This is a genomic window from Neobacillus sp. DY30, from assembly GCF_030123065.1.
Taxonomy (GTDB): Bacteria; Bacillota; Bacilli; order Bacillales; family Cytobacillaceae; genus Neobacillus.
This window is the reverse complement of the sequence record NZ_CP126093.1, coordinates 4,986,001-5,000,897: the sequence shown is the minus strand read 5'-3', so window position 1 is coordinate 5,000,897 and position 14,897 is coordinate 4,986,001. Positions and strand designations below refer to the sequence as shown.

Here is a 14,897-nt window from a genome sequence, read left to right as displayed (position 1 = left end):
AAGACACATCCTTCAACCGCTAAGTCTATTTTCCTAAAAACTTAACACAAACCGGGTGTGGTACCTTAATATCAGATTGTAAAAGAGTTAATTTACCGCTATTTTCATTCCTTGCAAATAGAGTCAAGTTACTAGATTCCTGATTGGAGGCAACAATATAGTTCCCGCTAGGATCGATTTCGAAATCCCTTGGCCAATCTCCTTCTGTTGAGGTATGTTCCAAGAAACTTAGTTCACCTGTTTCTTCGACATGAAAGACCGCAATGCTATTGTGACCGCGATTACCTGCATAAACGAATCGACCGTCCGCTGAAATATGAATAGCACTTCCTTGATTGTTTTCTTTAAACTCTTCAGGCAGGGTAGAAATATATTGTACCTCAGTAAAGTGACCATTTTCCGGATGATATCGCAGCACAATTACCTCAGAGCTAAATTCAGTCATTAGATACGCAAGTATTCCATTAGGATGAAAAGTTAGATGCCGAGGACCGCTGCCAGCTTTTAATGGCAGAAGATGCACTTTCGTAAGTTTTCCATCTGTACTTACTTCATACGTAGTAAGAGAATCTGTTCCAAGATCTACGGCGACTAGATATTTTTCATCTGGTGTGAGCCCAGTATAGTGCACATGCGGTTTTTCCTGCCTAGGGTCAGGTCCAGAACCCTCATGTTGGATAATAGAAGAGGCAGGCTGTATTGAACCTGTTTCTGAGTTAATTAAATAGGATTCGACTGTCCCTTTATGATAATTACCGCTAAATACTAACCGATTCTTACTATCAACACTCACATGGCAGGGAGGGGAACCCTCTGATAATTGATTATTAATGGGTGTAAGTTCTCCATTGCCAGTAATAGAATAGGAAGCAAGACCGCCATTGTTACCCGCTTTCCCTACAGAGAATAAATATTTTTGATCATTAGATAAGGTTAAGTAGGTTGGATTCTCTAGCGCAGCAACTGCTTTAATATCTGTGATTTTTCCTTCAGCCTGGTTCAATGTAAAGCTATAAATTCCTTCGCTTTCGCCTTTAGTATATGTACCAATATAGCCAAGCAGTAAATTTGGTGATGTCATTTGGAAAACTCCTTTTAAAAGATTATTTCTATATTTTAACCTTAGCAAAGTACTTAGTCTAATATGTGGAATTTTTATTTAACTCACTATATAGTTATTAACAGAAAGAAATTATTTAATAGATCAAAAACGAAATAGTAAGGAGTTTAACTATGGCGCAAAAGAAAAAGAAAGTGAACCAACCACCAAAATCTTCATCATCAAAATTTGTTTTTTGGATTATTGGATTGATTGCAATAGCTATTATCGGGTTTATCTTTCTAGCCAACAACCAAGATTCAGAAGATACAGCTAAAGAAGAGATTGATTATGCCAATCAGCCTTTTCTAGGTGAAGAAGATGCACCTGTTTCCATTGTGGAATTTGGCGATTATAAGTGTCCAAATTGTAAAAACTTTGCTGACAATGTAGTACCGCTAATAGTAAAAGAGTTTGTTGATACTGGCAAAGCTAAATTTTATTATTTCCATTATCCATTTATTAATGTTGATTCAGACCGGACAGCTAAATTTTCAGAGGCTGTCTATCATGAGTTAGGCAACGAAAAGTTTTGGGAGTTTCATGAGCTTATCTTTGATAAACAGCCTGAAGATACACGATATGAAACGATTGATGTTTTCACCGAGGAATTGTTAACTGAAACATTAGAGGAAATAGCAAGTAAGGAAGAGGTTAAGAAGGTAGTTACTTATTTTGATACAAAAGCCCCGGAAGAAGCTTGGAAGAGTGATGAGGCTTTAGGAGGGAAATTAGGAGTAAGTGGAACACCGACCATTTTTGTTAATGGTAAGCGATTTGATGGAAGTACAATGGACGATTTAAATAAATTAGTAGAGGAAGCGGCAAAGGAGAAAGGGAATGAATAAACCTTTACTGCTTGCATGGGTTGCAGCACTTATTGCAACCATTGGGAGTTTGTATTTCAGTGAAGTACTCCTCTATATTCCGTGTACGCTTTGTTGGTATCAGCGTATTTTTATGTATCCATTAGCGATCATTTTAGGAATTGCTTTTTACCGAAATGATAACGATATTGTGAAATACGCATTACCATTGTCGATTATTGGAATGCTCATTTCAGGCTACCACACAGCTCTACAAAAGATTCCTTATTTGCAGCAATTTGAAATGTGTAAAAGTGGTGTGCCTTGTTCAAAGGATTATATTAATTGGCTTGGTTTTATCACCATTCCAATCTTGGCGTTTACCGCCTTCACAATTATTACCATCTGCTTCGTTTTCATCGCACGAAACAAAAGCAAATAAGACTCAGCTTATGCTGAGTCTTATTTTTTCTGGAAATTTAAATTGCTTTGCCTAGGAATGCTGTTAGCATCCATACATGTTTTTCTAAACCAGAATGAATGGCCAGAAGCATATCGCCCGTTGTCTCATCGTCCTTTTCACCGGCAATGCTCATGCCTTCTTTTAATTCGCCTATAATAATTGAAAAATCATTTATAATGGTTTGAACCATTTTCTCAGCATTTTCGCTTCCATTCGCTTCTTGAACCGATGAAAGTTCAAGACACTCTCTCATAGTAGCAACAGGGTTTCCACCGATAGCGAGTAATCGCTCTGCCAGTTCATCTACATGCAATCCGGCTTCATTATAGAATTCCTCAAATTTAGCATGTAAGGTAAAAAACTGACCACCTTTCACATACCAATGGTAGTTATGTAACTTGATATACAATACTGACCAGTTTGCAATTTGTTTGTTAAGTATAGTGACTAACTGATTTTCCATTATGAACCCTCCATCATTTTGTCTTCTATTATATTATTACCAAAGATTTAAGGAGAAACCTGTGAAAAACTTAGGGATTTTTTGTCAATTTGGTGAAGAGTATTATTATTACAAGGGTATTTCATGAAATAAGCCTGAAATGGAATGTAATAATAATTCCTTAATTTTCTTATAGTGGAATAAATGTGGAAAAGAAATTAAGTTGGATTTTTATTCCATTTAGTAGATAAATGCTTTCATAGCAGGAGCCATTTGTGCTAGTTTTGCACTGGATATTTTTGGCTAATGAATAACTATGTTACAACTGATAGCCTTATTAATAGAGAAAACAACGAGATTACTAGGAGGCTATAAAATATGAATAAATTAAAAAAACTTGTTATTGCAGCGGGATTAATTTTAGGAATGTCAGCATTTACTGGTGTAACCAAGTCGGAAGCAGCAACTACTCACAAAATTCAATACGGTGAGACATATTGGAAAATAGCTAAAGGATTTGGTATTCCTATTAATAGTTTAATGAAAGCTAACAATAGTAAGCCGCTTATTGCAGGACAAAATATGATTCTGCCTAATTCTCCAATTTCAGCGGCAGATGAGGAATTAATGGCACGATTAGTTCGAGCAGAAGCAGTTGGTGAGCCATATGCCGGCAAGGTAGCTGTTGCAACTGTTATTCTTAACCGAGTGAAAAGTCCAGACTTCCCTAACACAGTTCGTGGAGTCATTTATCAAATCTCAAATGGACACTATGCATTTACACCTGTTGCAAATGGCCAAATCAATCAGCCAGCTGACGCAGCGTCGAAAAGAGCAGTTAATGAAGCAATTGCTTTGATGGGCAAAGGAAATGGTTCTTTATTTTTCTACAATCCAAAGACAGCAGTGAGTGATTGGATTTTTACACGTGAAGTTACCGTAACAATCGGTAATCATCGTTTTGCACGATAATTAATAGGGGACGCTTGGATACCTGCATATCCAAGCGTTTTTCGTTTTTTAAAAATAATCCTTAATCATAGGATAGTAACTATAAGTGCAAAATAAACTTGTTAGTCAAATTGCTAAAATAGTTAAGGAGGTTTAAGAATGGATCAGGAAATGTCATACGGCAGTGATTATAAATTTATACCAGCCACTTCGATAGGAAGTGGTATTGGCATTGACGTCCTGCCCGATTTATATAGTCATACCATCCAAATTGTAAATATTTGTTTTGTTGGCAATCCAGAAACAAAGGATTTTGTTTTAGTTGACGCAGGGATGCCTGAATCAGCTAATGAGATAATTTCTGTAACGGAAGAGCGTTTCGGTACTAATAGCCGCCCTCAAGCAATTATTTTAACACATGGACATTTTGACCATGTAGGGGCCATTATCGAGTTGGTTAATCATTGGAATGTCCCTGTATATGCACATGAATTAGAATTACCCTATTTAACTGGAAAAATGAATTATCCAGAGCCAGACCCTACAGTAGAAGGTGGGTTGGTTGCTAAAATGTCCCCAATGTTTCCAAATGAACCAATCAACTTGGGGAATCATATTCAAATACTTCCTACTGATGGCAGTGTGCCGCACATGTCAGGTTATCGCTGGATACATACTCCTGGGCATACTCCTGGGCATGTGTCGCTATTTAGAGATCAAGATCGTTCTCTAATAGCGGGAGATGCATTTATTACAGTGAAGCAAGATTCACTCTATAAGGTCCTTACACAAGATATGGAAATCAATGGACCGCCAAGATATCTTACAACAGATTGGCAAGCAGCTTGGAAATCTGTTCAAACATTAGAGGCACTAAAGCCAACTGTTGCGGTAACTGGTCATGGAATGCCTTTGTCAGGTGAAATACTGACCAACGGCCTGAAAAAGTTAGTTAATGAATTTGAACAAATAGCTATTCCAGACTTTGGAAAGTATGTAAACAAAAATAAACATTAGTAAGAGACGATTATCTGACTGAAAAATATGCTATGAATGAGAAGCACGAGACAACAAATATGGACAAAATTTCTTGCCAAAAAAGCAGTGAACTCGTAAATATTGAGTACACTGCTTTGTTAGTTTTATTTAATTTTAAGTGCAACAAGGCTGGCAAAATCATGGATAATAGTTGCCGCGAGTAAGGATGTGATCTGGGTTGGGTCGTATGGAGGTAAAACCTCAACAAGATCAAAGCCAATAAAATTAAAATCTGTTAGGGAACGAATGATTTGTAACGTTTCAAAGCTGTTTAACCCGCCAACCTCAAGCGTCCCTGTTCCGGGAGCGCAGGATGGGTCAACAAAATCAATATCAAAACTAAGAAAACATGGTGTATCCCCAATTTTCTCTTTCATTTCCCTCACAACATTATCAAAGCCACGTTCCTTTAGTTCAGGAGTTGTAATCACATGATACCCCAAATCACTACTTGATTCGATATCTCCAGGATGATTAAGGGTTCCGCGAATACCAACTTGAAAAACCTTATCCGGGATTAATAAATTTTCTTCATATGCACGAATGAATGGTGAACCATGCCAATATTTTTCTTCATAATACGTATCCCAAGTATCTGTATGGGAATCAAAATGAATTAACGCAACTGGTCCGTGGATTTTGGCTGCTGCTCTAAGATTTGCCAGCGTAACAGAGTGGTCGCCCCCTAGTCCAATTGGGATGATTCCCTTCTCCATTAACTCCTTCACTGCTTTTTCCATAAGCTCATAGCTTCGGTGAATATTGTGAGGTATAACCGATACATCTCCAATATCTATCGCGTTGCATGCATCAAATGGATACACCTTATGAATAGGATGGTAGGGAAATAACGTCATAGAAGCTTGACGAATTGCCTGTGGTGCAAAGCGGGCTCCTACTCGAAAGGAGGCAGCTGTATCAAACGGCAGTCCCACAATAGCTAATTTAGAATTTTCCCTATTTGAGGGTAACCTCATAAAGGTTCCTGTAGTACAAAACTCGGGCTTAACATCCGGTGTTAAAGGATAATGCATTTTACATTCCTCCAGTCCTTTATTTGTAATAGGATATGTTGCAATTTTTGTGCCAAGATTGTGTTCCTTATCGGCCCATTCCTTCGTGACAGTCGTTATTTAATATGGAATAATGTATGCAGGGATGAATAAATCTAAAAATTCAAAACCTTCAATAAGTTGATATTTTTAATGAGAATAAACTTTGGCATGAGAATTGCACGATTACATAGTGAATTTAGAAATAGGTGAAGGGGGAATAAAAAATTTATTGTAGACAAAGGGGAAACATCAGAATGAAAACGTTTTAATTTAGAGGAGGTATGATATGTGGAAAATGGCGTAAAGTTGAAAAGATCGTTAAAGTTATGGCAGGTTGTAATGATGGGTTTAGCCTATATGACACCCATGGTAGTATTTGATACATTTGGAATTGTGTCTGGTGAAACAAACGGACATGTACCTACCGCATATGTTATTGCCTTAATTGGTATGCTATTCACTGCGGTTAGTTACGGCAAGCTAGTAAGGGTTTTTCCTCAGGCTGGATCAGCTTATACCTATACTCAAAAAGCGATGAACCGGCATCTCGGTTTTCTTGTAGGCTGGTCATCTTTGCTTGATTATTTATTTTTGCCAATGGTAAATGCCTTGTTAACCAAGCTTTACTTAAATGCATTGTTTCCGTCCGTTCCCGATATCATCTGGGTATTAGTATTTGTAGGAATTGTAACCTTCCTTAATTTACGGAGCGTCAATGTCCTGGCAAATTTCAATACACTTTTTGTTCTGGTACAAATATTAATCATGGTTGTCTTTATCATCCTGGTTATTAAAGGGCTAAATGCAGGAGAAGGAACGGGAACTGTTTTTAGCATGCAGCCGTTTTTTGTTGAGGGTATGAACCTGCCAATTCTGATAACCGGAGCAACGATACTCTGCTTTTCATTCCTAGGTTTTGATGCCGTTACGACACTATCTGAAGAAACGCCAAATCCAGAAAAAACAATCCCCAAAGCAATTCTCCTTACCGCTTTATGGGGAGGGGTGATCTTTATTACCACCTCATTTTTTATCCAGTCATTTTTTCCGGATAATTCGAGATTCATTGATTCGGAGGCAGCTTTACCTGAAATTGCCCTTTATGTTGGCGGGAAGCTGTTTCAGTCGATTTTCTTATGTACAACCTTTGTGAATACACTTGCATCAGGACTTGCCTCTCACGCAAGTGTTTCCCGTCTCTTGTATGTAATGGGGCGCGATAAGGTATTCCCGGAAAAATGGTTTGGGTACGTACATCCAAAATGGAGAACACCTGCGATAAATGTTTTAATCGTTGGAATGATTTCGTTATCAGCCTGGTTCTTTGATTTGGTAACAGCCACTTCCCTTATTAACTTCGGAGCATTAATGGCCTTTACGTTTGTTAATCTATCGGTGATTAGTCATTTTGCAGTCCGTGAAAAAATGCACCGTACGCCGAAGGGATTTTTTGATTACGTCATCATGCCGTTAATTGGAGCAGGTTTAGTAGCTGTCCTTTGGATTAATCTTGAGCTTAGTTCATTAGTTATGGGTGGCTGCTGGTTCCTAATCGGACTTGTCTATCTGGTGTTTTTAACAAAAGCCTTCAAGGTAGCACCTCCTCAATATAAAGCTGAGGAAGCAGAAGTTTAATAGGAGAGAAATCATACGTATTCCCCTGTGGGGATGCGTATTTTTTATATATATAGAATGTATGCAGTTTTGAATAAAACAGTCATATTTTCATAGCATCATTTGAAGTGTATTAGAAAAACTTCAGTAAAGCTTTGGAATGGTGGTGTTTCTTTATTTGGCACGGAACTTGCTAATTAGATTAGTAACAATAATAAATGAGGTGTTATGATGGCGATCGAATCTTTAGATTTGAAAAAAAGTGAGAGTGTAAAGGAAAAGGATAATTCGCTAATTGAGTTTCAGGAAATTCTGAGGGAGGCTGTCGAGATACTGAACTATCCTCCACAAGTCTTCGATTTCTTGAAGAAGCCAATGAGATTTTTGGAAGTGAGTATTCCTATTCGTATGGATAACGGGCAAACAGAGATTTTCCAGGGCTACCGGGCACAGCATAATGATGCGGCAGGACCCACGAAGGGCGGTATCCGCTTCCATCCAGATGTTACACCAGAAGAGGTAAAAGCATTGGCGGGCTGGATGAGTTTAAAATGCGGTATTACGGATCTACCATATGGAGGGGCAAAAGGCGGGATTGTCTGTGACCCGCGGAATATGAGCCTAGATGAGTTAGAACGATTAAGCAGGGGATATGTAAGAGCTGTCAGTCAAATGGTCGGGCCAACGAAAGATATTCCGGCACCAGATATGTATACTAATTCGCAAATTATGGCATGGATGCTCGATGAGTATGACCATATTCGTGAATTTGATTCTCCTGGTTTTATTACCGGGAAACCAATCGCTTTAGGGGGGTCTAAAGGCAGGGAGACAGCAACTTCAAAAGGTGTGCTATATACGCTGCAAATGGTATGCGAATTAAAGAGTATTCCTTTAACAGATATGCGGGTCATTATTCAAGGCTTTGGAAATGTAGGCAGTTACTTGGCTAAGTATTTATATGATTTAGGGGCAAAGGTAATTGGGATTGGTGATGCACTTGGTGGTTTATATGACGTAAATGGGTTGGATATCCCCCATCTCCTAGAAAATAGAGACTCCTTCGGTATCATAACCAATCGCCCTAGCAGCAGTATTTCCAATCAAGAACTGCTGGAGAAAGAATGTGATATCTTGATTCCAGCCGCCATTTCAGGTGTAATCAATAAACAAAATGCCAACAATCTTAATTGCAACATTGTGATTGAAGCTGCTAATGGACCTACAACCAAAGAGGCTCTAAAAATTTTGGATGAGCGCGAAATTTTGGTTGTGCCTGATATACTTGCAAATTCGGGTGGTGTAATTGTTTCCTATTTCGAGTGGTGTCAAAATAACCAAGGCTATTATTGGACAGAGGAAACGGTAGATAAGCGATTGAAGGAAAAAATAACAGATAGCTTTAAGAATGTATATATCACCGCTGAAAAGTATGGAGTAAATATGAAAGTTGCTGCTTATATGGAGGGAATTAAAAAACTGGCGGAAACCTCAAGGCTTAGAGGCTGGTTGAAATATTAAAAATTTCTGTAAAGGAGAAGAGGAAATGAAGCTTGATATTCTGTCTGAACAAAAAGATCAACAGCTCTTGCATTACTTTTGTCTCATTTCAAATAATCACCGCTACGATTTGGCCATTGGATATTCACAACATTTTTATGGCAAAGCAATGGTCACATCTATGCAAACAGGGAATATGATTTTACTTTGCCAAGAGGATGCCTATGAACCAAATCATTGGGCAGATCGTTTAGGAATAGAAGAAGAGGATATTGCAGAATTTCAGGATTTTTTTGGCCAGGTATTACAAACAGGGTCTTTTAAGGAACAATACTAGCGCAAATAGAGGAGTGATACGATGTATTTGGGAGTGGTACTTAGTCCATGTCATGGAATTGTTGAAAAAGTTTCAATCCAAAGTGAAACACGGATATATGAATGGGAACCATTATTTCAAATTAAAACGGCTGAAGGCAAGGTCCAAATGATTCAAACAGGTATAAGCGGTCAGGTAGAATCACTGGAGGTTCAGGCAGGTGACTATGTTATTCCCGGCATGGTTCTTGCCTTCATAAAGGAAGATTTATTTGTAACTGGCAGTGACTAGAGGCTAGAAAAAGAAGATGGAAGCCACATCTTCTTTTTCTATTTAAAAAACTCTAAATAAAATGATAATATTAGGGTGATAAGGATAAGGGGGATGAAGTGATGTTTTCCGTCGCAAAAGATAAGATTAAGCCTATAATATCTATCACTATAGATGAAGAAGTTGTATTGAAATCGACTTTATACCAATGCAAAGAACCCTTTATATTCTTAAAAAAACAAGGTCAATTATTTGCCTATGCAACCGTTAATAATCCATTACTTGAGCTGCTTGAAAGCAATAATTATTCCATTGAGGCTTTGCTCAATCAAGCCAAATCTATAAAAAGTATTTGTTTTCTTAGCAAGAATATTTCTTTCCCATCCCTGTTCCAGATTATTGGTGAACCGTTCGCAATCATAATAGGTGAGGATGGCGAACCAGTAGGATACATACGAAGAGAAGATGTTTTGGCAGAGCTTTTTAAGCAAGAAAATAAAAGTGTAGATTTATTGAAAATCCTTCTTACCTCAATACCAATGGGGATTTTTGTACTAGATAAGGAGAAACAAATAATTAATTGTAATGAATCAGGCTTGAAGATGATTAAATCAACTGCTGATCAGGTGCTTAATTATCCAGGGGGAAGTATTTTTAGTGCACAAGAGATTAACAACGTGTTTGCTACAGGAAAAACCATTTTAAATCATCTTGAAATAACGAATGACACGGGAGTTCTCGTCGATTATTGTCCTATATTAACTGATGACGATGAAGTTGAAGGGATGATCATTGTTGTTCAGGATCTGCCAATGGTCGAGGACATGGCCAACGAAATAGAATATATTAAAGATTTGAATCGAGACTTGAATGCGATATTGTCGAGTATTTATGATGAAATTCTTGTGGTAAATGCAGTTGGGGAATTGATCAGATACAGTGACAATATTATTCAAGATTTCTGGAAGGTGGACCTTAAAGAGCTAATTGGAAAAAATATTCTCGAGCTTGAGGACCAGGGGCTTTTTACCCCATCAGTAACAAGATTAGTTATCGAAAAAAGAAAAAAAGTTTCCGTTGTCCAGGAAACAAAAACAGGCAGGAAAATTCTTGCCGTTGGAAATCCCGTCTTTAATAAAGAAAATGAGTTGGATCGTATTATCATTGCATCTAGGGATATTACTGAAACAACGCGTTTAAAAAGTGAACTTCAGGAAATACGGAAAATAACGGAACAATATAAAAAAGAATTAGATGACTTTAAAAGTAAAGATCGATTTTTAAAAAAACTCATCTATTGCAGCCCTAAAATGGAAAAGATCATGAATCAGGTTAAGAAAATTGCTGACTTTTCATCGACCGTCCTCCTAAATGGTGAATCTGGTGTAGGTAAAGAGGTGATTGCTCAAGCAATCCACCGATTAGGGAAACGCTCTGGAAAGCCATTCCTTAAACTGAATTGTGGGGCAATTCCTGAAAATCTTTTAGAAAGTGAATTGTATGGATACGCAAAGGGTTCGTTTACAGGTGCCGATAAGAATGGAAAGGATGGTTATTTTAAACAAGCGGATGGCGGAATATTGTTTCTTGATGAAATTGGAGAAATGCCTCTCCATCTCCAAGTAAAGCTACTGCGTGTTCTTCAAGAGCAAGAGGTTATTCCTGTTGGCAGTACCGTCCCGATTAAGGTGAATGTCCAGATCATTGCAGCCACCAATAAAAGGCTTGAAAAAATGGTGGAAGAAGGGACTTTCCGAGAAGACTTATTTTACCGTTTAAATGTTATTCCGATTCAGATTCCGCCGCTTAGGGAACGGACTGAGGATATCTCGTTACTTGCCTTTCATTTTTTACAGCAGCTGAATGAAAAATATGATCGAAATTATCATTTAACACCCGATGCGATTAATGTGCTTGAATTTTATTCGTGGCCAGGAAATGTCCGTGAATTACAAAATATTATTGAAAGATTAGTGGTTACCGCTGATCATCCTGCCATTGATGCAGAGTTTGTCAGTCAGTTTTTATCGCTGGGCTTTGATAATAAAAAGATAAAGCCAATCATTACTAGAGTTATTCCTTTACAAGAGGCGATTGAACATGTGGAGGAGCAGCTAATTGTTTTGGCTATGAACCAATACAAAACAACCACAAAGGCTGCAAAAGCATTAGGAATCAGCCAATCCTCTGTTAGCAGGAAATATCAAAAAATACTAAATGAGAAAAATATTAAAATTGAAAACATATCTTCTATATAAATAATGGCTGTTTCAGATCAAATCTGAAGCAGCTTTTTTTATGTATGCATACATAAATACAGTTATGCACTTTTGAATAACTATAAATGGCATTTTTGAAAAATATACGGCAATGACCACTTTTCTACTTTGGCACAGTTCTTGCAATAATAGATAGTAAGGAGAATAAAGGAGGATTGTATAATGGTCGAGATAAAAAAACGCGTTGCTAATCTTAAGATGTTTATTGATGGTGAATGGAAAGACTCTGAATCTCTGGAAACACGTCCAGTCATTAATCCTGCAAATGGAGAAGTGATTTCATATGCACCTGAAGGAACAGTTGCTGATGCACGAGCAGCCATCTTTGCAGCTCGGAGGGCTTTCGAAGAAGGAGTATGGTCAGGAATATCAGCCCAGGAGAGAGCCTCCTATTTATTTAAAATTGCGGATAAAATTGAGGAATATGCAGATGAATTAACACAGCTAGAAACGATGGATAATGGAAAACCATTAAGAGAGGCTGGATTTGATGTCGGTGATGCCGCAGCGTGCTTCCGCTATTATGGAGGACTGATTACAAAGCCAGATGGCTATACCTATCATGTAGCTGATCCGATGCAGGCGATGGTTGTCCGCGAGCCTGTTGGTGTCTGCGGCTTGATAGTCCCATGGAATTATCCACTCTTAATGAGTGTTTGGAAAATCGCTCCTGCTTTAGCAGCGGGAAATACCATTGTTTTCAAACCTTCTGAGGTAACGCCGGTGACACCGAAAAAGCTATTCGAAATCTTTGAAGAAGTAGGGCTGCCAAAAGGAGTGGCCAATATGGTTATGGGTGCCGGATCAGTTGTCGGTAATGAAATCGCATCACATCCTGAAATCGATATGGTTTCGTTTACCGGCGGTACAAAAACAGGCAAACATATCATGAAAACGGCAGCTGACACAATGAAAAAGGTGTCATTGGAATTAGGAGGTAAATCGCCAAACATCATTTTTGCTGATGCTGATTTTGAAACCGCTGTTGACTATGCTCTGTTTGGCATTTACGCTGGTGCCGGCCAGGTATGTTCGGCTGGGTCAAGAATTTTAGTAGAAGAAAGTATTTACGATCAATTTGTCGCCCGCTTTGTAGAAAGAGCGAAGCAAATTAAAGTCGGCCCGGGGAATGACCCTTCAACAGAGATGGGTCCGCTTATTAGCAAGGAACATTTGGAAAAAGTCCTTCATTATATTGAGTTAGGAAAACAGGAAGGTGCGAGCGTTGCTTGCGGCGGGAACCGAATCTTAAGCAATGGACTAGATAGCGGCTACTTTGTTGAGCCTACGGTGTTCGTTGATGTAAAGCAGGAAATGAGAATCGTGCAGGAAGAAATTTTCGGACCTGTCGTAGTCATTCAGAAGTTTAAGGATGAAGAAGAAGCAGTAAAGCTTGCTAATGGTACAATTTATGGACTTGCTGGCGGTGTTTTCACTAATGATGGAGCAAAAGGCTTACGAGTCATTAAAAAATTAAAATCCGGTATTACCTGGGTGAACTCGTATCACCCAACCTATAATGAAGCACCATGGGGCGGCTATAAGCAAAGTGGAATTGGAAGAAGCCTTGGAACATTCGGGCTTGAGGAATTCCAAGAAATTAAACAAATCAATATTAATTTACAAGTAGAGCCAATTGGCTGGTTTTCCAACTAATAGATGATGAGGAGCGATCATATGAGTATCGATATTAAACGAGAGACAAAGACTGAACAGAATCAACAAGTAAGCGAATACATTAATAAGGTTTTAAGTTTAATAGAAAAGGAAGAAATCAATAAGGAAGAAGTGGCTTGGATCACAAAGGAAACGGTTGATGGCTTCCGTGAACACGTTAACCCTGGATTTCTTGCTTATCGTAAAACCGTTACAAAGGATGGACAATTTGCAGCCGTTGAATGGTCAGATAATGGTGCCTGTTTTAAGGATGTAAACGGCAAAGAATATATTGATTGTCTTGGCGGCTTTGGTATCTACAATGTTGGCCACCGCAATCCCAAGGTTGTAAAGGCAGTAACAGATCAGTTAAAGCGTCAGGCTCTTCACAGCCAAGACCTGCTTGATCCACTGCGTGCGATGCTGGCGAAAATTTTAGCAGATATTACCCCTGGTGATTTGAAATATGCGTTTTTTACCAACAGTGGAACGGAAAGTGTTGAAGCGGCATTAAAGCTTGCGAAAATGTATAGTGAGCGATCGACCTTTATTTCAACGACGCGTGCTTTCCATGGGAAAAGTCTTGGGTCATTATCGGGAACTGCCAAAGGAATGTTCCGTAAACCATTCCTGCCATTAATCCCAGGCTTTCGTCACGTTCCATTTGGAGATATCGACATGATCAGAAAAACATTCGAAGTCTGTGCATCAGTAGGGGAAGATGTCGCTGCTGTTATCTTAGAACCCATTCAGGGGGAAGGCGGGATTATCCTGCCTCCAGAGGGTTACTTAAAACAGGTTCGCGAGCTATGTGACCAATATGGTTCCTTGTTAATTTTTGATGAAGTACAAACGGGTATGGGTCGGACTGGAAAAATGTTTGCAGCTGAATTATATGATGTAGTCCCGGATATTATCTGTCTAGCAAAAGCGTTTGGCGGCGGTGTCATGCCAGCAGGAGCGATTGTAGCAAGAGAAGAAGTGTTTAAAAGCTGGTTCCCGAACCCATTTATGCATACAACAACTTTTGGCGGCAATCCGTTAGCATGTGCAGCTGCAATTGCCACGATTGGTGTTTTAATTGAAGAAAATTTACCAGAAAGAGCCGGAGTAGTTGGGGAGTATTTCCTAAGAGGGCTAAAGGAAGCAGCGAAAGGACATGAAGATAAGGTCCTTGAGATTCGCGGCCAGGGATTAATGATTGGAATTGAATTTCATAAGGATGAAATCGGCTATGAGGTTTCAAAAGGGATGTTTGACCGCGGTATCCTTGTGGCAGGAACACTAATAAACTCGAAAACGATAAGAATTGAACCGGCTTTATCGATAAGCTATGAAGAGGTCGATAAGGTAATCAGGACCTTTAAGGAAGTTTTAAGTCTAGTAAAAGCATAACAATTTATTTTTA

General features: G+C 38.7%; 14 protein-coding genes. 11 read left to right on the top strand and 3 right to left on the bottom strand.

The window, feature by feature from the left end:
* Window positions 1–25 precede the first annotated feature (25 nt).
* A complete protein-coding gene (locus QNH29_RS24780; RefSeq protein ID WP_283861926.1) occupies window positions 26–1,081 on the bottom strand; it encodes a lactonase family protein in 1,056 nt (351 codons plus the stop codon).
* Window positions 1,082–1,233: 152 nt separating this feature from the next.
* Between QNH29_RS24780 and QNH29_RS24775 the strand changes: the two genes are divergently transcribed.
* Window positions 1,234–1,947: a DsbA family protein gene (locus tag QNH29_RS24775; RefSeq protein ID WP_283861925.1), complete on the top strand. Its 714-nt coding sequence runs from the start codon at window positions 1,234–1,236 to the stop codon at window positions 1,945–1,947.
* Entirely contained in the window at window positions 1,940–2,347 is a 408-nt protein-coding gene (locus QNH29_RS24770) for a disulfide oxidoreductase (RefSeq protein ID WP_283861924.1), read from the top strand. The genes QNH29_RS24775 and QNH29_RS24770 overlap by 8 nt, the downstream gene beginning before the upstream one ends.
* 37 nt (window positions 2,348–2,384) lie before the next feature.
* Here QNH29_RS24770 and QNH29_RS24765 read toward each other — a convergent pair whose 3' ends face one another.
* Window positions 2,385–2,831 (bottom strand): Dps family protein, encoded by a 447-nt coding sequence (locus QNH29_RS24765; protein ID WP_283861923.1) that lies wholly within the window; start codon window positions 2,829–2,831, stop codon window positions 2,385–2,387.
* A gap of 357 nt (window positions 2,832–3,188) precedes the next feature.
* Between QNH29_RS24765 and QNH29_RS24760 the strand changes: the two genes are divergently transcribed.
* Both QNH29_RS24760 and QNH29_RS24755 read left to right on the top strand, forming a co-directional pair.
* A complete protein-coding gene (locus QNH29_RS24760) occupies window positions 3,189–3,782 on the top strand; it encodes a cell wall hydrolase (RefSeq protein ID WP_283861922.1) in 594 nt (197 codons plus the stop codon).
* Window positions 3,783–3,920: 138 nt separating this feature from the next.
* On the top strand, window positions 3,921–4,778 hold the full coding sequence (locus QNH29_RS24755; protein ID WP_283861921.1) for an MBL fold metallo-hydrolase: 858 nt from the start codon (window positions 3,921–3,923) through the stop codon (window positions 4,776–4,778).
* Window positions 4,779–4,903: 125 nt separating this feature from the next.
* Here QNH29_RS24755 and speB read toward each other — a convergent pair whose 3' ends face one another.
* Complete coding sequence (gene speB, locus QNH29_RS24750; protein ID WP_283861920.1) at window positions 4,904–5,833, bottom strand: agmatinase; 930 nt, start codon at window positions 5,831–5,833, stop codon at window positions 4,904–4,906.
* A 309-nt stretch (window positions 5,834–6,142) separates the two neighbouring features.
* On the opposite strand from speB, the gene QNH29_RS24745 reads away from it, so the two are divergent.
* The 7 genes from QNH29_RS24745 (at window position 6,143) to QNH29_RS24715 (ending at window position 14,884) form a co-directional block, all read left to right on the top strand.
* Window positions 6,143–7,489, top strand: coding sequence for an APC family permease (locus QNH29_RS24745; protein WP_283861919.1), 1,347 nt, complete (start codon window positions 6,143–6,145; stop codon window positions 7,487–7,489).
* 210 nt (window positions 7,490–7,699) lie between these two features.
* A complete protein-coding gene (locus QNH29_RS24740) occupies window positions 7,700–8,989 on the top strand; it encodes a Glu/Leu/Phe/Val family dehydrogenase (protein WP_283861918.1) in 1,290 nt (429 codons plus the stop codon).
* A 25-nt stretch (window positions 8,990–9,014) separates the two neighbouring features.
* Window positions 9,015–9,305, top strand: coding sequence for an SAV0927 family protein (locus tag QNH29_RS24735; RefSeq protein WP_283861917.1), 291 nt, complete (start codon window positions 9,015–9,017; stop codon window positions 9,303–9,305).
* A 21-nt stretch (window positions 9,306–9,326) separates the two neighbouring features.
* On the top strand, window positions 9,327–9,575 hold the full coding sequence (locus QNH29_RS24730; RefSeq protein WP_283861916.1) for a biotin/lipoyl attachment domain-containing protein: 249 nt from the start codon (window positions 9,327–9,329) through the stop codon (window positions 9,573–9,575).
* Window positions 9,576–9,676: 101 nt separating this feature from the next.
* A complete protein-coding gene (locus tag QNH29_RS24725; RefSeq protein WP_283861915.1) occupies window positions 9,677–11,812 on the top strand; it encodes a sigma 54-interacting transcriptional regulator in 2,136 nt (711 codons plus the stop codon).
* A 183-nt stretch (window positions 11,813–11,995) separates the two neighbouring features.
* Window positions 11,996–13,489 (top strand): aldehyde dehydrogenase family protein, encoded by a 1,494-nt coding sequence (locus QNH29_RS24720; protein ID WP_283861914.1) that lies wholly within the window; start codon window positions 11,996–11,998, stop codon window positions 13,487–13,489.
* Window positions 13,490–13,510: 21 nt separating this feature from the next.
* Window positions 13,511–14,884 carry a putrescine aminotransferase gene (locus tag QNH29_RS24715; protein ID WP_283861913.1) on the top strand — a complete coding sequence of 458 codons (1,374 nt, stop codon included), beginning with the start codon at window positions 13,511–13,513 and terminating at the stop codon, window positions 14,882–14,884.
* Window positions 14,885–14,897 lie beyond the last annotated feature (13 nt).